Annotated in this window: 15 protein-coding genes; 10 read left to right on the top strand and 5 right to left on the bottom strand. The window is 59.9% G+C overall.

Annotation, left to right across the window (positions count from 1 at the left end):
• Positions 1 to 43: 43 nt before the first annotated feature.
• Positions 44 to 811 carry a peptidoglycan-binding protein gene (locus AC19YS_RS08510; RefSeq protein ID WP_500601453.1) on the bottom strand — a complete coding sequence of 256 codons (768 nt, stop codon included), beginning with the start codon at positions 809 to 811 and terminating at the stop codon, positions 44 to 46.
• Between the two features lie 135 nt (positions 812 to 946).
• Between AC19YS_RS08510 and def the strand changes: the two genes are divergently transcribed.
• From def to AC19YS_RS08485, 5 genes are all read left to right on the top strand, one after another.
• Complete coding sequence (gene def / locus AC19YS_RS08505; RefSeq protein WP_016970668.1) at positions 947 to 1,453, top strand: peptide deformylase; 507 nt, start codon at positions 947 to 949, stop codon at positions 1,451 to 1,453.
• A 70-nt stretch (positions 1,454 to 1,523) separates the two neighbouring features.
• Complete coding sequence (gene fmt / locus AC19YS_RS08500) at positions 1,524 to 2,477, top strand: methionyl-tRNA formyltransferase (protein WP_500601451.1); 954 nt, start codon at positions 1,524 to 1,526, stop codon at positions 2,475 to 2,477.
• A complete protein-coding gene (gene rsmB, locus AC19YS_RS08495) occupies positions 2,474 to 3,784 on the top strand; it encodes a 16S rRNA (cytosine(967)-C(5))-methyltransferase RsmB (RefSeq protein WP_106575984.1) in 1,311 nt (436 codons plus the stop codon). Before fmt ends, rsmB begins: the two co-directional genes overlap by 4 nt.
• A 21-nt stretch (positions 3,785 to 3,805) precedes the next feature.
• Positions 3,806 to 5,179, top strand: coding sequence for a Trk system potassium transporter TrkA (gene trkA, locus AC19YS_RS08490; protein WP_106575983.1), 1,374 nt, complete (start codon positions 3,806 to 3,808; stop codon positions 5,177 to 5,179).
• Between the two features lie 137 nt (positions 5,180 to 5,316).
• Entirely contained in the window at positions 5,317 to 5,628 is a 312-nt protein-coding gene (locus AC19YS_RS08485) for a hypothetical protein (RefSeq protein ID WP_106575982.1), read from the top strand.
• Between the two features lie 136 nt (positions 5,629 to 5,764).
• Here AC19YS_RS08485 and AC19YS_RS08480 read toward each other — a convergent pair whose 3' ends face one another.
• Together AC19YS_RS08480 and AC19YS_RS08475 are read right to left on the bottom strand one after the other, a co-directional pair.
• Positions 5,765 to 6,652, bottom strand: a complete 888-nt coding sequence (locus tag AC19YS_RS08480) for a lysophospholipid acyltransferase (RefSeq protein ID WP_106575981.1) — start codon at positions 6,650 to 6,652, stop codon at positions 5,765 to 5,767.
• Between the two features lie 40 nt (positions 6,653 to 6,692).
• Positions 6,693 to 7,250, bottom strand: coding sequence for a DNA-3-methyladenine glycosylase I (locus AC19YS_RS08475; RefSeq protein ID WP_106575980.1), 558 nt, complete (start codon positions 7,248 to 7,250; stop codon positions 6,693 to 6,695).
• Positions 7,251 to 7,331: 81 nt separating this feature from the next.
• Between AC19YS_RS08475 and glyQ the strand changes: the two genes are divergently transcribed.
• From glyQ to AC19YS_RS08455, 4 genes are all read left to right on the top strand, one after another.
• Positions 7,332 to 8,285, top strand: a complete 954-nt coding sequence (glyQ, locus tag AC19YS_RS08470; protein WP_003187265.1) for a glycine--tRNA ligase subunit alpha — start codon at positions 7,332 to 7,334, stop codon at positions 8,283 to 8,285.
• Positions 8,282 to 10,336, top strand: a complete 2,055-nt coding sequence (gene glyS, locus AC19YS_RS08465; protein WP_106575979.1) for a glycine--tRNA ligase subunit beta — start codon at positions 8,282 to 8,284, stop codon at positions 10,334 to 10,336. Before glyQ ends, glyS begins: the two co-directional genes overlap by 4 nt.
• The gene (gene gmhB / locus AC19YS_RS08460; RefSeq protein WP_500601500.1) at positions 10,336 to 10,875 is read left to right on the top strand and encodes a D-glycero-beta-D-manno-heptose 1,7-bisphosphate 7-phosphatase; all 540 of its coding nucleotides are present in this window, start codon (positions 10,336 to 10,338) and stop codon (positions 10,873 to 10,875) included. The genes glyS and gmhB overlap by 1 nt, the downstream gene beginning before the upstream one ends.
• A gap of 82 nt (positions 10,876 to 10,957) precedes the next feature.
• Entirely contained in the window at positions 10,958 to 11,728 is a 771-nt protein-coding gene (locus AC19YS_RS08455) for a lysophospholipid acyltransferase family protein (protein WP_106575978.1), read from the top strand.
• A 182-nt stretch (positions 11,729 to 11,910) separates the two neighbouring features.
• Here the strand turns inward: AC19YS_RS08455 and AC19YS_RS08450 are convergent, their stop codons facing one another.
• Positions 11,911 to 14,172 (bottom strand): CHASE2 domain-containing protein, encoded by a 2,262-nt coding sequence (locus AC19YS_RS08450; RefSeq protein WP_500601448.1) that lies wholly within the window; start codon positions 14,170 to 14,172, stop codon positions 11,911 to 11,913.
• A gap of 333 nt (positions 14,173 to 14,505) precedes the next feature.
• Here AC19YS_RS08450 and AC19YS_RS08445 point away from each other — a divergent pair, with 333 nt between their 5' ends.
• Positions 14,506 to 15,231, top strand: a complete 726-nt coding sequence (locus AC19YS_RS08445) for a response regulator transcription factor (RefSeq protein WP_106575976.1) — start codon at positions 14,506 to 14,508, stop codon at positions 15,229 to 15,231.
• A 102-nt stretch (positions 15,232 to 15,333) separates the two neighbouring features.
• Here AC19YS_RS08445 and gyrB read toward each other — a convergent pair whose 3' ends face one another.
• Positions 15,334 to 17,751: a DNA topoisomerase (ATP-hydrolyzing) subunit B gene (gene gyrB, locus AC19YS_RS08440; protein WP_106575975.1), complete on the bottom strand. Its 2,418-nt coding sequence runs from the start codon at positions 17,749 to 17,751 to the stop codon at positions 15,334 to 15,336.
• Positions 17,752 to 17,755 lie beyond the last annotated feature (4 nt).

Raw genomic sequence — 17,755 nt, 5'->3', positions numbered from 1 at the left:
CAAGCTGTGGATAACTCTGTTGGTAACTTATTTAGCAGGCTATTTATTGTATTTGTTGGGCAGTCTCGAATCGGTCCATGACTGCCAGCGAGCGTGAGGCGCTGAGAACCAGGCCATAGCTGAGCTTTTCATAGGTGCGAAACACCAGCAGCGTGCCGGCGCGTTCATCGGGGAGTTGGGTTGCCGCGCCGGTGAGGGTGTCGCGGATCGTCTCGCCGGCTTTGATCACGGTCAGCAATTGGCCTTCAACCAGCCCGTCGCGTCGGCCTTTGTTCAGGGTAACGGCGTCCAGTACGCCAATCTGGGTGACGCCTTTGGGAATGTCGATGATGTGCCCCTTAACAAAGGAAGCACGCTTCACCGGGGCCGGGTCAACCGGAGGTTCGGCGCGCAGCAGCCGATCGCCGGGACGTACTTCCTGGGTGACTCGCTGCACCGCCAGCGTAGTGAGATCGCCGGCCATTACGAAGCGCGCGGTGCCGATGTTGTCGGCGTTGATGCCCAGCAATTCCTGAGTGTCGGGGTCGGTGTAAGTCTTGGCGCGGCGAAAAATCCCGTAATTGGGCTGTGTGGGGTCGAGGGCGCCCCTTGCATACACACGGTCGCCGTTGGCACCCAGCACCCGGCCCGCGTCGGCCGCGACAATGTAAGGCGCGTTGTCCAGGTCGTGGGCCGTGTCGAGTATGCGGTTGTGCAGCAAAAAGTACTGGATGGCCTGCTGCGTCGCCGGTTCCAGACGCTGGCCGGACGGTGGGATCAAGGCCATCGTGAGCGGCGTCCACAGCAGCAAGACGAGTAGCGATTTCCTCATGGGGTCAATCTCCTTTATTATGTGCGTTCGCGTGAAATGCCATAGCCTTCGCGGCTTTCGAACCTTTCACACCGGCTGCCTGGGTCCATCCCACCGCCGATTTGCCTCTACCTCACATGTGCAGCAATTACGCTTATGGCTATTTTGAACATCCTCGAATTTCCCGACTCGCGCCTGCGCACGATCGCCAAACCGGTGGCCGTAGTGGACGACAAGGTTCGTCAGTTGGTCGATGACATGTTTGAAACAATGTATGAAGCCCCGGGCATCGGCCTCGCCGCCACCCAGGTCAACGTGCATCAGCGCGTCGTGGTCATGGACCTGTCGGAAGATCGCAGCGAACCGCGGGTGTTTATCAACCCCGAGTTCGAACCGCTGACCGAAGAGATGGGCGAATACCAGGAAGGCTGCCTCTCGGTGCCGGAGTTCTACGAGAACGTCGAACGCCCGCTGCGCGTGAAGATCAAGGCGCTGGACCGTGACGGCAAGCCCTACGAGCTGATCGCCGATGGCCTGCTGGCCGTGTGCATCCAGCACGAGTGCGACCACCTCAACGGCAAGCTGTTTGTCGATTACCTGTCCACGCTTAAACGCGACCGGATCAAGAAGAAGCTGGAAAAAAAGCATCGCCAGCAAGCTTGATGCCCTTCTTCCAAAGGCTTGCTGCGGCAAGCCTTTTTCTTTTGTGACTGTTTTTAACCGAGACCTCCCCATGACCGAGCCACTGCGCATTGTTTTTGCCGGCACTCCCGAATTCGCTGCCGAACACCTCAAGGCGCTGCTTGCCAGCCCTTATGACATTGTCGCGGTGTACACCCAGCCGGACCGCCCGGCCGGTCGCGGGCAAAAACTGATGCCGAGCCCGGTCAAGCAGCTGGCGCTGGAACACAACATCCCTGTGCTGCAACCGCCAACCCTGCGCAACGCCGAGGCCCAGACGGAGCTGGCGGCGTTGAAGCCAGACCTGCTGGTGGTCGTGGCCTATGGCTTGATCCTGCCTCAGGCGGTGCTGGATATCCCGCGCCTGGGCTGCATCAACAGCCACGCTTCGCTGTTGCCACGCTGGCGCGGTGCGGCGCCGATCCAGCGCGCCGTGGAAGCCGGCGACCGTGAAAGCGGTGTGACCGTGATGCGCATGGAGGCGGGCCTGGACACCGGCCCGATGCTGCTGAAAGTCACCACCCCGATCACCGCCCAAGACACCGGCGGCAGCCTGCATGACCGTCTAGCCGAGCTGGGCCCGCCCGCTGTGATCCATGCCATCGCCGGCCTGGCTGCCGGCACCCTCGAAGGTAAAGTGCAGGACGACAGCCTGGCCACCTACGCCCACAAACTGAATAAAGACGAAGCGCGCATCGACTGGAGCCGCCCGGCCGTAGAGCTGGAGCGCCTGGTGCGCGCCTTCAACCCATGGCCGATCTGCCACAGCACACTCAGTGGCGAAGCCCTGAAAGTGCTGGCCGCCACCCTGGCTGAAGGCAAGGGCGCCCCCGGCGAAATCATCGGCGCCAGCAAAGAAGGCCTGTTGGTCGCCTGCGGTGAACAGGCGCTGTGCCTGACCCGTCTGCAATTGCCCGGCGGTAAAGCGCTTAATTTCAGCGATTTGTTCAACAGCCGTCGTGAGAAATTTGCCCTGGGCACGGTTCTCGGGGCGGTCGCTCAATGAACCCGCGTCTGGCCGCCGCCAAGGCCCTCGCCGCCGTACTGAATGGCAAGGCTTCACTGAACAGTTCGCTGCCTACGCAGCTGGATAAGGTTGAAGACCGTGATCGCGGTTTCACCCAGGACCTGGCCTTTGGCACCGCACGCTGGCAGCCACGCTTGTCGGCGCTGGCGGCCAAGCTGCTGCAAAAGCCGTTCAAAGCGGCGGATGCGGATGTGGAAGCGCTGCTGCTGGTCGGCCTCTATCAATTGCTCTACACCCGCGTGCCGGCCCACGCCGCCATCGGTGAAACCGTTGGGTGCGCCGACAAGCTGAAAAAACCTTGGGCCAAGGCGCTGCTCAACGCCGTGCTGCGCCGCGCCCAACGCGAGAGCGAGGCGCTGCTGGCCGAGCTGGAACACGACCCGGTGGTGCGCACCGCACACCCGCGCTGGCTGCAAAAGTCCCTGAAAGCCTTCTGGCCTGAGCAATGGGAAGCCATCTGCGCGGCCAACAATGCGCACCCGCCAATGATTCTTCGGGTCAACCGTCGCCATCACAGCCGCGACGCCTACCTGCAACTGCTCACCGACGCCGGCATCAACGCCACGCCGTGTGTGTACAGCGTCGACGGCATCGTGCTGGAAGCGGCCACCGACGTACGCAGCCTGCCTGGTTTTGCCGAAGGCTGGATCAGCGTGCAGGACGAAGCCGCGCAACTGGCCGCCGACCTGCTCGACCTGGCGCCCGGCCAACGCGTGCTCGACGCCTGCTGCGCGCCGGGCGGTAAGACCTGTCACATTCTGGAAGTCGAAAAAGACCTCGCCGCTGTCGTTGCCGTCGACCTGGAGGCCAAGCGCCTGGTGCGCGTGCGTGAAAACCTCGCCCGCCTGGGCCTGAGCGCCGAGCTGATCGCCGCTGACGGCCGCGACACCGCCACTTGGTGGGACGGCAAACCCTTCCAGCGCATCCTGCTGGACGCGCCGTGCTCCGCCACCGGCGTGATTCGCCGCCACCCGGACATCAAGCTGACCCGACAACCCGACGACATCGCCGCCCTGGCCGGGCTGCAAGGCGAATTGCTCGACGCCCTGTGGCCAACCCTGGAAGTCGGCGGCATTCTGCTCTACGCCACCTGCTCGACCTTGCCCACCGAGAACACCGAAGTGATCGAAGCCTTCCTCGCCCGCACCAGCGGCGCGCGCGAGCTGGACCTCGCCACGGCAGCCGGCATCAAGCAGCCTCACGGCCGTCAGTTGCTCGCGCAAGAAGGCGGACACGATGGCTTCTACTACGCCAAACTGATCAAGATTGCCGCCGCGCGCGGCTAATGGGTTTAAGGGAGTGACCGGATGAAAATCATCATCCTTGGGGCAGGGCAGGTCGGCGGCACGCTGGCCGAGCATTTGGCCAGCGAAGCCAACGACATCACGGTGGTCGACACCGATGCCGAGCGCCTGCGCAACCTCGGCGACCGTCTCGACATCCGCACCGTGCAAGGCCGCGCATCATTCCCGACGGTGCTGCGCCAAGCCGGTGCCGACGATGCCGACATGCTGGTGGCCGTCACTAACAGTGACGAGACCAATATGGTCGCCTGCCAGGTCGCCCACACCCTGTTTCACACGCCCACCAAAATCGCCCGCGTCCGTGAGGCGGCTTACCTGACCCGTGCAGGGCTTTTCGACAACGACGCGATTCCAGTGGACGTGCTGATCAGCCCCGAACAAGTGGTGACTCACTACATCAAGCGCCTGATCGAAATTCCGGGTGCCTTGCAGGTGATCGACTTTGCCGAGGGCAAGGCGCAATTGGTCGCCGTTAAAGCCTATTACGGCGGTCCGCTGGTGGGCCAGCAACTGCGCCAGTTGCGCGAGCACATGCCGAATGTAGAAACCCGCGTGGCGGCGATTTTCCGGCGCGACCGGCCGATCCTGCCCCAGGGCGATACCGTGATCGAGGCCGACGACGAAGTATTTTTCATCGCCGCCAAAGCGAATATTCGCGCGGTCATGAGCGAAATGCGCCGGCTGGACGAGACCTACAAACGCATCGTCATCGCCGGCGGTGGGCAGATCGGCGAGCGCTTGGCCGAAGCCATCGAAAGCCGCTACCAGGTGAAGATCATCGAGATGAACCCGGCGCGCTGCCGGCATTTGTCCGACACCCTCGACAGCACCGTCGTACTGCAAGGCAGCGCCTCGGACCGCGACCTGCTGATGGAAGAGAACATCGCCGACGCCGATATTTTCCTGGCACTGACCAACGATGACGAGGCCAATATCATGTCCTCGCTATTGGCCAAGCGGCTGGGGGCGAAGAAGGTGATGACCATCATCAACAACCCGGCCTACGTCGACTTGATCCAGGGTGGCGATATCGACATCGCCATCAGCCCGCAGCTGGCCACCATCGGCACCTTGCTGGCTCATGTGCGCCGTGGCGATATCGTCAGCGTGCACTCACTGCGCCGGGGCGCGGCGGAAGCCATTGAGGCGATTGCCCATGGCGACTCAAAGTCGAGCAAGGTGATCGGCAAGGCCATCCGCGATATCGGCTTGCCGCCGGGCACCACCATTGGCGCGATCATTCGTGACGAAGAGGTGCTCATCGCCCACGACGATACGGTGATCGTCACGGGCGACCATGTGATTCTGTTTCTGGTGGACAAAAAACATATCCGCGACGTGGAGAAGTTGTTCCACGTGGGCTTGAGCTTTTTCTGATCAGAACATTCAGGTGAGCCTGCCGTCGTCATCGCGGGCAAGCCCGCTCCCACAGGTGATCGCGTTTTTAGCGCGCAAGCGGGCTTGCCCGCGATGACGCGATTGAAAACCTTACCCAGCTGAAAGGACACGCCACCATGCTCGAATCCCTGGAAAAAATGCTCGCCAAGGGTGTGGATAATTCATTGCTGCGCTTTGGCTTGGGCAAGGGTTATCTGGACGCGAAGGACAACGCCAAGGCGGCCGAGCATTTGCACAAGTGTGTGGAGTTTGATCCGAAGTATTCGGCGGCGTGGAAGTTGTTGGGCAAGGCGCAGGCGGCGTTGGGCGACCGTGCGGCGGCGCGGCTGGCGTGGGAGAAGGGCATTGAAGCGGCCCAGGCCCATGGCGACAAGCAGGCCGAAAAAGAGATGACAGTGTTCCTGAAAAAGCTCGACCGCCAGGCCTGAATGGCGATCAAACATGTGGGAGCGGGCTTGCTTGGGAAGGCTGAGCGTCAGTCACTGAATGTGTAGCTGATAGACCGCCTTCGCGAGCAAGCCCGCTCCCACATTGGTTTTGCATCGACCTTGAGTCAGTCGAGTGTCAATACCAACGCGCCTCACCCGGCGGGCGTTTCTTGAAGCGTTTCATGCTCCACATGTATTGGCTCGGGTAGGCGCCGACATAGCGCTCCACCACCTTGCTCATCGCCGCGCAGGATGTGGCGGTGTCGGTGCTGTACATGTCTTCCGGCGCCGCTTCCAGAATCACTTTGTAACCTGAACCGTCCGGCAGCCGCAGCGCATGCAGGAACACGCCCACCGCCTTATGGCCCGCAAGCATGTTCGGCACAAACTTGCTGGTCAGCGCCTGGGTGGCGAAGAACGGCACGAAGATCCCGGCCGATTCCGCCGGCTCCGGGTCGGCGGGAATGCCCACCTGGCCGCCTTTGCGCACTTCCTTGATCACGCTGAGAATGCCTTCCTTGGTGGACGCCGCCACGCGGTTGCCCAATTGCACGCGCTGTTTTTGCAGCAGTTCATCCACCGCCTTGAGCTTGGGCGGGCGGTAGAAAATGATCGGTTTGCACTGGTTGCAATAAAAGTGATTGAGCACTTCCCAGTTGCCCAGGTGGCTGGTGATGCCCACCACGCCTTTGCCCGAGGCCAGGGCTTCGTGCAGCACTTCGAGGCCTTCGACTTCACGCACCAGGTCGATGGAGCGCTGGGCCGGCCAGATCCAGGCGCAGGCGCTTTCCGTCAGGGACTTGCCGATGTCCATCAAGCTCTGGCCGACCAGGCGCTCGCGGGCGGCGGGGTCCATGTCCGGGAAGCATTTGGAGAGATTGATCCGCACTGTTTCGCGGGAGCGGTTGGGGGTTTTCCACATGATCCAGCCAATTGCCGTGCCCACGGCCTGAACAGCGCGCCAAGGCAACAAGGCAAACAACCGAAGAGCGCCTACCAGCAAGGCGCCTTTAAACTTTTCCACAGGTCACTCCTGATCGTGTGTGGTGCGCAAAGCCGGCATTCTAACCGGCGTTGGCCAAGTCCGCGTAACGGTCGCAGTCTTGAGTGTGGTCCATGACCATCCCGCTGGCCTGCATAAAGGCGTAGCAAATGGTCGGGCCGACGAAGGTGAAGCCGGCTTTTTTCAAGGCGCGACTCATGGCTTCAGCCTCGGGCGTGATTGCCGGGACCTCGCTGCGGTCCTTGAAGTGATTGACCTTGGGCACGCCGCCCACGAACGACCAGAGCAAACCCACTGGGTCTTCCAGCGCCAGCCAGGCCGCGGCATTGCGGCGGGTGGCGTTGAGCTTCAGGCGATTGCGCACGATGCCAGGGTCGAGCATCAGCGCCTCGATCTCGGCATCGCTGAGGCGCGCCAGACGCTGTGCATCAAAGCCGAACAGGACCTTTCGATAATGCTCGCGTTTGCGTAAAACGGTGATCCAGGACAGGCCCGCCTGGAACCCTTCGAGCAAAAGCAACTCGAACAGACCCTGCGCATCGCGCAGCGGCGTTCCCCACTCCTGATCGTGATAAGCCATGTACAGCGGATCTTCAGAACACCAAAAGCAGCGTGGCATAAGGCTCCAGGGGATGGTGGCGCGGCCGAATCGGGTATACTCCCGCTCTTTAAATCGCAGCCCAAGTAACAGGTGAATTTCGTGAGCCAGCCTACGCCAGCCGTGCGTACCTTCCAAGACTTGATCCTCGCCCTCCAGCAATACTGGGCCGAGCAAGGTTGTGTGGTACTTCAGCCCTACGATATGGAAGTAGGCGCCGGCACTTTCCACACCGCTACATTCCTGCGGGCCATTGGCCCGGAAACCTGGAACGCCGCTTATGTGCAGCCCAGTCGTCGCCCGACTGACGGCCGCTACGGCGAAAACCCGAACCGCCTGCAGCACTACTACCAGTTCCAGGTGGTACTCAAGCCGAACCCGGACAATTTCCAGGAGCTGTACCTGGGCTCGTTGAAACATGTCGGCCTGGACCCACTGGTGCACGACATCCGTTTCGTCGAAGACAACTGGGAATCGCCAACCCTGGGTGCCTGGGGCCTGGGCTGGGAAGTCTGGCTCAACGGCATGGAAGTGACGCAGTTCACGTACTTCCAGCAAGCGGGCGGCATCGAGTGCTACCCGGTGACCGGCGAGATCACCTACGGCCTGGAGCGCCTGGCCATGTACCTGCAAGGCGTGGACTCGGTCTACGACCTGGTGTGGGCTGACGGCCCATTCGGCAAGGTCACCTATGGCGATGTGTTCCATCAGAACGAAGTGGAGCAGTCCACTTACAACTTCGAACACGCCAACGTCGACAAGCTGTTCGAGCTGTTCGACTTCTATGAAAGCGAAGCCAAGCGACTGATCGAACTCGACCAGCCGCTGCCGTTGCCAAGTTATGAAATGGTGTTGAAGGCCTCCCATACCTTCAACCTGCTGGATGCCCGCCGTGCCATCTCGGTCACCGCGCGCCAGCAATACATCCTGCGTGTGCGCACCCTGGCGCGTTCCGTCGCCCAAGCCTACCTGCTGGCGCGCGCCAAGCTGGGCTTCCCGATGGCAACCCCGGACCTGCGTGATGAAGTGTTGGCTAAGCTGGAGGCTGCACAATGAGTGCTCAAGATTTTTTGGTTGAACTGGGCACCGAAGAGCTGCCACCCAAGGCACTCAACACCCTGGCCGACGCGTTCCTGGCCGGTATTGAAAAAGGCTTGCACAGCGCTGGCCTGAAATTCGCGGCGAAAAAAGTCTACGCCGCGCCACGTCGTCTGGCTGTGTTGCTGACCGCGCTGGAAACCCAGCAGCCGGACCGCAGCATCAACCTCGACGGCCCGCCGCGCCAGGCCGCTTTCGATGCAGAAGGCAACCCGACTCAAGCAGCCCTGGGCTTTGCCAAGAAGTGCGGCGTCGAGCTGAGCGAAATCGACCAGAGCGGCCCGAAACTGCGTTTCAGCCAGGTCATCACTGGCAAGCCGACGGCGAGCCTGTTGCCGACCATCGTTGAAGATTCCCTCAACGACCTGCCGATCCCCAAGCGCATGCGCTGGGGTGCTCGCAAAGAAGAATTCGTGCGCCCAACCCAGTGGCTGGTGATGCTGCTCGGTGATCAGGTGATCGACTGCACGATCCTCGCTCAGCAGGCGGGCCGTGACTCGCGTGGTCATCGCTTCCACCACCCAGAAGCCGTGCGCATCACGTCGCCCGCCAACTATGCCGCCGACCTGCGCGCCGCCTACGTGCTGGCCGATGCCAATGAGCGTCGCGAGCTGATCAGCAAGCGCACCGAAGAGCTGGCCCGCCTGCAGGAAGGCACCGCCATCGTGCCGCCAAGCCTGCTCGATGAAGTGACCGCTTTGGTTGAGTGGCCAGTGCCGCTGGTGTGCTCGTTCGAAGAGCGTTTCCTCGACGTGCCACAAGAAGCGCTGATCACCACCATGCAGGACAACCAGAAGTATTTCTGCCTGCTGGACGTGGACGGCAAGTTGCTGCCGCGCTTCATTACCGTGGCCAACATCGAAAGCAAGGACCCGCAGCAGATCATCGCCGGTAACGAGAAAGTCGTTCGTCCGCGCCTGACCGACGCCGAGTTCTTCTTCAAGCAAGACAAGAAGCAGAAGCTCGAAGACTTCAACCTGCGCCTGCAGAACGTGGTGTTCCAGGAAAAACTCGGCAGCGTCTACGACAAAGCCGTGCGCGTTTCCAAGCTGGCGGCCTACATTGCGCCGCGCATTGGCGGTGACGCTGCCTGGGCTGCCCGCGCTGGCCTGCTGTCCAAGTGTGACCTGGCCACCGAAATGGTCGGCGAGTTCCCGGAGATGCAAGGCGTTGCCGGTTACTACTACGCCCTCAACGACGGCGAGCCGGACGATGTAGCCCTGGCGCTGAACGAGCAGTACATGCCGCGCGGTGCCGGTGCTGAGCTGCCAACCACCTTGACCGGTGCGGCCGTGGCCATCGCCGACAAGCTGGACACTCTCGTCGGTATCTTCGGTATCGGCATGTTGCCCACCGGCAGCAAAGACCCGTACGCCCTGCGTCGTGCTGCCTTGGGCGTGCTGCGTATCCTGATCGACAAAAAGCTCGACCTCGACCTGACCCAGGCCGTGGTGTTTGCGGTCGGCCAGTTCGGTGGCAAGGTCAAGCAAGCCGGTTTGGCCGAGCAAGTCCTGGAGTTCGTGTTCGACCGCCTGCGTGCGCGTTACGAAGACGAAGGCGTGGACGTTTCGGTGTACCTGTCGGTCCGTGCCCTGCAACCCGGCTCGGCGCTGGACTTCGATCAGCGAGTGCAGGCCGTACAGGCCTTCCGCAAGCTGCCGGAAGCCGATGCACTGGCTGCCGTGAACAAGCGCGTGTCGAACCTGCTGAGCAAGGCCGACAACCTCGGCAATACCGAAGTCGACCCGGGCCTGTTTGCCGATGCCAAGGAGTTCTCGTTGAACTCGGCCATCGCCAAGGCCGAAAACGCAGTGAAGCCGCTGCTCGCTGAACGTAACTACGCCGAAGCACTGGCGCGCCTGGCCACCTTGCGTGAGCCGGTGGATGCGTTCTTCGAAGCCGTGATGATCAATGCCGACGATGCCGGCGTGCGGAAAAACCGCTACGCCATGCTGGCGCGTCTGCGTGGTTTGTTCATCAACATCGCTGACATTTCCGTACTGGGCTGATCATGTTGAAACTGCTGATTCTCGATCGAGACGGAGTGATCAATTACGACTCCGACGCTTACATCAAGTCGGTGGCGGAGTGGATTCCACTGCCCGGCTCGATCGAGGCCATCGCGCAGTTGAGCAAAGCCGGCTGGACAGTGGCCATCGCCACCAACCAGTCCGGCATCGCCCGTGGTTATTACGACACCGCTACCCTGGACGCCATGCACGCGCGCTTGCGCACGTTGGTGGCCGAGCAGGGCGGTGAGGTGGGGCTGGTGGTGTACTGCCCCCACGGGCCGGATGAAGGCTGCGATTGCCGCAAACCCAAGCCTGGCATGTTGAAAACCATTGCAGAACATTACAAGGTGCCCTTGGCTGGGCTATGGTTCGTCGGGGACAGCCTCGGTGACCTGAAGGCGGCCAAAGCCGTCGACTCTCAGCCAGTTTTGGTTAAGACCGGGAAAGGCGAAAAGACCCAGGCGAAAGACCTGCCGGTAGGCACTTTGATTTTTGACGATCTGGCGGCAGTTGCCGCAGAACTTATCAACAACTAGCCGCCCTCGACTTCCTGACCAAGGACTGTTCGGGAGTGCGCTTTTAACAGGCGGGCCGTGTCCCGCAACGGTAAATGCCGCCATGTCGATCTTGCAGGCCATCAGAACCTTTTTCTTTTACCTGCTGCTGGGCACCAGTTCGTTTCTCTGGTGCACCCTGAGCTTTTTTATTGCGCCGTTCCTGCCGTTCAAGGCGCGCTATCGCTTTATCAACGTTTATTGGTGCCGCTGTGCGCTGTGGCTGACCAAGGTGTTCCTGAACATCCGTTTCGAAGTGAAGGGCGCTGAAAATGTCCCGGAGCAGCCCTGCGTGATTCTGTCGAACCACCAGAGCACCTGGGAAACGTTCTTCCTCTCCGCGTACTTTTCGCCGTTGAGCCAGGTGCTCAAGCGCGAGCTGCTGTATGTGCCGTTTTTCGGCTGGGCCATGGCCATGTTGCGCCCGATCGCCATTGATCGTGACAACCCCAAGGCCGCGCTCAAGCACGTCGCCAAAAAAGGCGATGAATTGCTCAAGGATGGCGTCTGGGTACTGATCTTTCCGGAAGGCACGCGTGTGCCTTACGGCACCGTAGGTAAATTCTCGCGGGGCGGCACCGCCCTAGCGGTCAACGCCAACCTGCCGGTATTGCCGATTGCGCATAACGCCGGCAAGTTCTGGCCGAAGACCGGTTGGGCCAAACGCGCAGGCACCATCACGGTGGTGATTGGCGAGCCCATGTACGCAGAAGGCGAAGGACCACGTGCCATTGCAGCGTTGAATGACCGCGCCGCAGCGTGGAATGAAGCGCAGCAACGGGCCATGGGTTCATTGCCTCCCGAGCCTGTGGTGGTAGAGACGCCGGCGATTTGAGCGTCTGTGGATAACCTGTGTACGGTTTGTTGGCGAATCGACGTTTTTGGTTCATAAGAAGCTGATTTACTTACATATTTCTGAAGCTAATAAAATCGCGAAAAACGTGCATAAGTTTTTTTGCGCATTAAAAAACCGGTCCTTTTGACCGGTTTTTTATGCACAGCAGAAAACCAGGTTTTTTACGTATCAAGCAGGGGCAGTTTCAGGCTGAAGGTCGAGCCTTTGCCTAACTCGCTCTCGCACAGGACACGACCGCCATGGCGCTCAATCACGGCTTTGACCATGGTCAGCCCCAGTCCCAGTCCCTCACTGCCCTGGGCTGAATCGAAGCGTCGGTATTGGCTGAACAACTCCGGCAAATCCCCAGGCGCGATGCCTGGCCCCTGATCGCTGATGCGGCATTCCAACCAACCTTGCGTGCTGCCATGGCTCAGCGTGACGGTGGTGCCTGAAGGGGAGTACTTGATGGCGTTTTCCAGCACGTTGAACAGCGCCCGTGTCAGCAATGATTGATCGGCTGACACCATGCCCTCGTCCGCCTCATCAAGGTCGTGCACCAGGTGAATGCCTTTGAGCTGCGCGATCACTGCCACCTGGTCAAAGGCATCCATGACCAGCATGGCAAATAGCGTCGGCTGGAAGTGGTAGCCGTCAGCTTCGGCCTTGGCCAACTGCACGAAGGATTCGGTGAGGCTCAATGCGCGTTTCACCTGTTGTTCGATCTGGGCAAATATCGGTGAATCGCCGTTGTGCACATCCAGCAATGCCAGGATCGCCGAGTGCGGTGCACGCAGGTCATGGGACAGGAAGCGCAACATCGTCTCGCGGTGCTGTTGGGCTTCACGCTCCTTGCTCAAGTCGGTAAGGCTCAGCAGCCAGCCAAGGGCGACATCACCTTCGGCCGGCAGCAAGGGTGCCAGCTCCATGCGCAGACTGCGCTGGTGGATATCACGAAACTCGATAAGCTGCAGCGCCGATAGGGCAGGGCGAACACCATTGTGCAGCGGCGGGTAGCCGAGGTCGGCGAGTTGTTCCAATAGATTTGTGGCCACCAGATCGTTGCCGAACACCTCACGGGCGACGCGGTTGGCCAGCAGGATACTGCCGTTGGGATCGGTAATCAGGGTCGCCACCGGCAGGCACTCCAACCCGTCCGCCATAAAGCGCCGCGTGTCGCGCGTGCGGCTTACCGCCTGCTCAAGCGCAAAGATCCGCCCCTGCAATACGTCACCTTTGCTGGCGGGCGCACGGCGACGCTCGGGCAACACTTTGGGTTCGTTATCCAGGCGTGCCAGTTCCCAGCCGAAGTAAGCAAGGATCACGCTCAGGCGGCGCCAATTCCAGATCAAATAGCTGAGCAGCAGCCCGATCAGACACGCTGCGGGTGACCACCAATGCCCCAGGCGCAGCAAGGCCCATGAGCCGAGCAGTGCGGTGACCATGCAAGCCAGGGTCATCCACAGTGCATAGCGCGGCCGATACAACAGCAGCCCCAGCAGCAACGCCACCAGCGAAGCGGCCATCAATGCGGCAAGCCAGCCTGGAAGATCGACGATGCTGCGCCCCAGCAGCAATCCATTAAGGATGTTGGCCTGGATCTCCACTCCGGCCGTGGAGCCCACCGTGGAGGAGAGGGGCGTGACAAAGCGATCACCCATTCCATAGGCCGTGGCACCGACCAATATCAACCGGCCACGCAACACGTCGGGCGGTACCTCGCCCTGTAATACGCTGACGTAGGACACGCTGGGAAAGTGGCCCTGCGCGGTATAAGGAACACGAACCGCGTGTTCACGATGCCAATGCTGACCGTCAGGTTCCTTTGCGAGCCCCGGCATGGGTGATGTTTGCCCAGTCAACGTATAGGCGAGCCATGCCAGCTGCGCGAGCGTGTTACCGGGCGGACCCTCGCGCATGTACAGGCTGCGTACGACACCATCGTTATCGGCTTCGACATTGATCTGGCCCATGCCTTTGGCGCATTTGAGCAGTGGCAACAGTTGCTCATCCGGCGCGTCTGAACTCGCCGTGGGCAACAACACATTGCCGGCCTTGCACACCGCGTCGGCCAGTCGTTGGTCATCCGCCGCTTCGCCGGGCTCGCTGAAGATCACATCAAACAATATGCCTGCCGGTCGTGCAGCACTGAGCCGGTCAATCAGGTCAGCATGCACGCTGCGCGGCCAGGGCCACTGGCCTAGCTTTTTCAGGCTTTGGTCATCAATGGTCACCAGCAGGATCCGCGGGTCGACCGGCAATGGTGTCAGGCGACGAAGGCTGTCGTACAGCGGGTTATTGAGGGCCAGACCTGGGCTCAAAGACAGGTAAACCGTGAAGGGCAGCAGGACCAGGCCAATCAACAGCCACTCACGTATCAAACCGTGGAACAGCAGTTGCGCTCGGGTGGGTTGGCGTTTTTCGGATTTTCGCCACAGCATCACCGGGCCACCGTCGCGGGCGTGTAGAGGTGTCGAGAGTGGATAGTTGAACGCGCCATATGCCCCGGCTTCTCCCTGTTCGATATGAGCGGTGTACTGAACCCAGTGAAGCTCATATCGGTCTCACTGTTAGACTTTCCTGAGCGCTTCATGCTGAACCTTTTCCTTACGGGCAGGAGTGGGTATCTTTCCTCCAAGGTATCGAGGTCTTCCAACGGATTAAAGGCTCTTTGATATCAGCGTATCGATAGATTCATGGTCCGCTGAATCTGACCACAATTATTCAGATTCGATGGCCGGCATTTGCGCCGTTTTTTTAGTAGAAGGGACCCACCCATGCGTGTCGCAATACTGGATGACGAGCCCGCTGAGTTGCGCCGGGTTGAGCAGACACTGCGACAGATTCCCAGCACCGCGGAACAGCCGTGGTCCGTGCATTGCTTCGAGCGTGGTGAAGACCTGCTACGCCAGCTGCGCCGGGAGACCTTTGACTTGCTGATACTCGACTGGCAACTGCCCGACATCACAGGTATCGCGTTGCTGCGCTGGACCCGCGAGCACATGGAATCACCGCCCGCCGTGATCATGCTCACCAGTCGGGACGCCGAGAGCGATATCGTCACTGCGCTGAACAGTGGGGCGGATGATTACGTCAGTAAACCTTTCCGGCCCAATGAACTGAAAGCCCGGATCACAGCCGTTCTGCGTCGCCATGGTCTGCAAAAAGCAACCGCCCATGAAGTGCAGAGCTTCAACGATCTGACCTTCGACGATGCTGAACTGACCGTCACTCGTGCGGGCAAACCTATCAACCTGACTGAGCGTGAATACCGCTTGGCCAGTTGCTTGTTCGCCAATCTGGCGCGTCCGTTGTCTCGTGAATACCTGTATGAACGGTTCTGGTCCCATGAGGAGATGGTCTCTTCGCGGCCGCTGGACACTCATATCTATCGCCTGCGCAACAAGCTGGGACTGACCGCCGACCGTGGCTGGCAACTGTTGACCATCTACGGATACGGTTATCGGTTGGAGAGTGTGGCGGCAGTAAACTCGAACCAGTAAGCTTGATGTTCCACGTGGAGCATTGCAAAAACGGCTTATTCCGACCCAATAAAAAAGGCCAACGCTGAGCGTTGGCCTTTTTGTTTTAGCAGGCTGATCTGATCAGAAGTCCAGGTTGGACACTGCCAGGGCGTTGCTTTCGATGAAGTCACGGCGAGGTTCGACCGCATCACCCATCAGGGTGTTGAAGATCTGGTCTGCGCCAATGGCGTCTTCGATGGTCACGCGCAACATGCGACGCTGAGCTGGGTCCATGGTGGTTTCCCACAGCTGGTCAGGGTTCATTTCGCCCAGACCTTTGTATCGCTGAATAGTGTGACGCTTGGTGCTTTCTGCCATCAGCCAATCAAGGGCTTCCTTGAATTCCTTGACCTGCTTCTTGCGTTCGCCACGCTGAATGTAAGCACCATCGTCCAGCAAGGTGCTCAATTGCGCGCCCAGCGTAACGACGGTTTTGTAGTCGTTACTGCCGAAGAAGTCGCGGTTGAAGGTGACGTAGTTCGACAGGCCGTGGGAGATCAGTTCGACCTCTGGCAGCCACACATTACGCTCACGGTCTTCACGCAGGCTGGCTTTGTACACCAGGCCAGACTTCTCGACGGTACGCAAGCGCACTTCGTACTGGGCCAGCCAATCCTGCATCGCCGCGTGATCGCCCAACTGCTCCAGGCTGACGGCCGGCAGGTAGATGAAGTGCTCGGTCAGCTCCTGAGGGTACAGACGCGACAGACGCTTAAGGGTCTTCATCACCATGCGGAAATCGTTAACCAGACGCTCCAGCGCCTCACCAGAGATACCCGGGGCTTCGTCGTTCAAGTGCAGGCTGGCATCTTCCAGGGCCGACTGCGTCATGTACTCTTCCATGGCGTCGTCGTCTTTGATGTATTGCTCTTGCTTGCCTTTTTTCACTTTGTACAACGGCGGCTGAGCGATGTAGATATAGCCACGCTCGATCAGCTCAGGCAGCTGACGGAAGAAGAAGGTCAGCAGCAGGGTACGGATGTGCGAACCGTCGACGTCAGCATCGGTCATGATGATGATGTTGTGGTAGCGCAACTTGTCGATGTTGTACTCGTCGCGACCGATACCGCAGCCCAAGGCTGTGATCAACGTGCCGACTTCCTGAGAGGAAATCATCTTGTCGAAGCGGGCTTTCTCAACGTTGAGGATCTTACCCTTCAACGGCAGGATCGCCTGGGTGCGACGGTTACGACCCTGCTTGGCGGAACCGCCAGCAGAGTCACCTTCCACCAAGTACAGTTCGGAGAGGGCAGGGTCCTTCTCCTGGCAGTCAGCCAGTTTGCCCGGCAGGCCGGCGATATCCAGCGCGCCTTTACGACGGGTCATCTCACGGGCTTTACGCGCGGCTTCACGGGCACGTGCAGCGTCGATCATTTTGCCGACAACCAGCTTGGCTTCGTTCGGGTTCTCCAGCAGGAAGTCGGAGAAGTATTTGCCCATCTCCTGTTCCACAGCGGTCTTCACTTCGGAAGACACCAGCTTGTCTTTGGTCTGGGAGCTGAACTTAGGATCTGGCACTTTTACCGAGATAATCGCGGTCAGGCCTTCACGTGCGTCGTCACCGGTGGTGGCCACCTTGTGCTTCTTGGCCAAGCCTTCGGCTTCGATGTAAGTGTTCAGGTTACGCGTCAACGCGGAACGGAAACCCACCAAGTGAGTACCGCCATCGCGCTGAGGAATGTTGTTGGTGAAGCACAACAGGTTCTCGTTGAAGCTGTCGTTCCACTGCAGGGCGATTTCTACACCGATGCCATCTTCACGCTGGATATTGAAGTGGAACACCTGGTTGACCGCAGTCTTGTTGGTGTTCAGGTATTCAACAAATGCGCGCAGGCCGCCTTCGTACTTGAACAGCTCTTCCTTGCCGCTGCGTTCGTCCTTGAGAACGATGCCTACACCGGAGTTGAGGAAGGACAGTTCACGAATACGCTTGGCCAGGATGTCCCAGCTGAAGTGGATATTCTTGAAGGTTTCAGCCGATGGTTTGAAGTGGATCTGCGTACCGGTGGATTCGCTATCACCGACGATTTTCATCGGCTCTTGTGGCACGCCGTGCACGTAAGTCTGTTCCCAGATCTTGCCGCTACGGCGAACGGTCAGAATCAGCTCTTCAGACAAAGCGTTCACTACCGACACACCTACACCGTGCAAACCGCCGGAGACTTTATAGGAGTTGTCGTCGAACTTACCGCCGGCGTGGAGCACGGTCATGATGACCTCTGCCGCCGAAACGCCTTCTTCTTTGTGCACGTCTACCGGAATGCCGCGACCATTGTCGCGCACGGTGATGGACTCATCCGGGTGGATGATGATGCTGATGTCGTCGCAGTGACCGGCCAACGCTTCGTCGATGGAGTTGTCGACCACCTCGAAGACCATGTGGTGCAAACCGCTACCATCATCGGTGTCGCCAATGTACATACCGGGACGTTTGCGTACGGCATCCAAACCTTTCAGCACTTTAATGCTGGTCGAGTCGTACGTGTTTTCTTCGCTCATGCCT

The organism is Pseudomonas sp. MF08831 (assembly GCF_059862645.1).
This window is presented reverse-complemented; position numbering and strand designations above follow the sequence as displayed.

Bases quoted from the DNA above. Each gene is read 5' to 3' on its own strand.
- AC19YS_RS08455 (WP_106575978.1), top strand. From the start codon at position 10,958: ATGTCGATCTTGCAGGCCATCAGAACCTTTTTCTTTTACCTGCTGCTG.
- AC19YS_RS08510 (WP_500601453.1), bottom strand. From the start codon at position 811: ATGAGGAAATCGCTACTCGTCTTGCTGCTGTGGACGCCGCTCACGATG.
- trkA (WP_106575983.1), top strand. From the start codon at position 3,806: ATGAAAATCATCATCCTTGGGGCAGGGCAGGTCGGCGGCACGCTGGCC.
- AC19YS_RS08475 (WP_106575980.1), bottom strand. From the start codon at position 7,250: ATGCCACGCTGCTTTTGGTGTTCTGAAGATCCGCTGTACATGGCTTAT.
- rsmB (WP_106575984.1), top strand. From the start codon at position 2,474: ATGAACCCGCGTCTGGCCGCCGCCAAGGCCCTCGCCGCCGTACTGAAT.
- gyrB (WP_106575975.1), bottom strand. From the start codon at position 17,751: ATGAGCGAAGAAAACACGTACGACTCGACCAGCATTAAAGTGCTGAAA.
- def (WP_016970668.1), top strand. From the start codon at position 947: ATGGCTATTTTGAACATCCTCGAATTTCCCGACTCGCGCCTGCGCACG.
- AC19YS_RS08445 (WP_106575976.1), top strand. From the start codon at position 14,506: ATGCGTGTCGCAATACTGGATGACGAGCCCGCTGAGTTGCGCCGGGTT.
- fmt (WP_500601451.1), top strand. From the start codon at position 1,524: ATGACCGAGCCACTGCGCATTGTTTTTGCCGGCACTCCCGAATTCGCT.
- glyS (WP_106575979.1), top strand. From the start codon at position 8,282: ATGAGTGCTCAAGATTTTTTGGTTGAACTGGGCACCGAAGAGCTGCCA.
- AC19YS_RS08485 (WP_106575982.1), top strand. From the start codon at position 5,317: ATGCTCGAATCCCTGGAAAAAATGCTCGCCAAGGGTGTGGATAATTCA.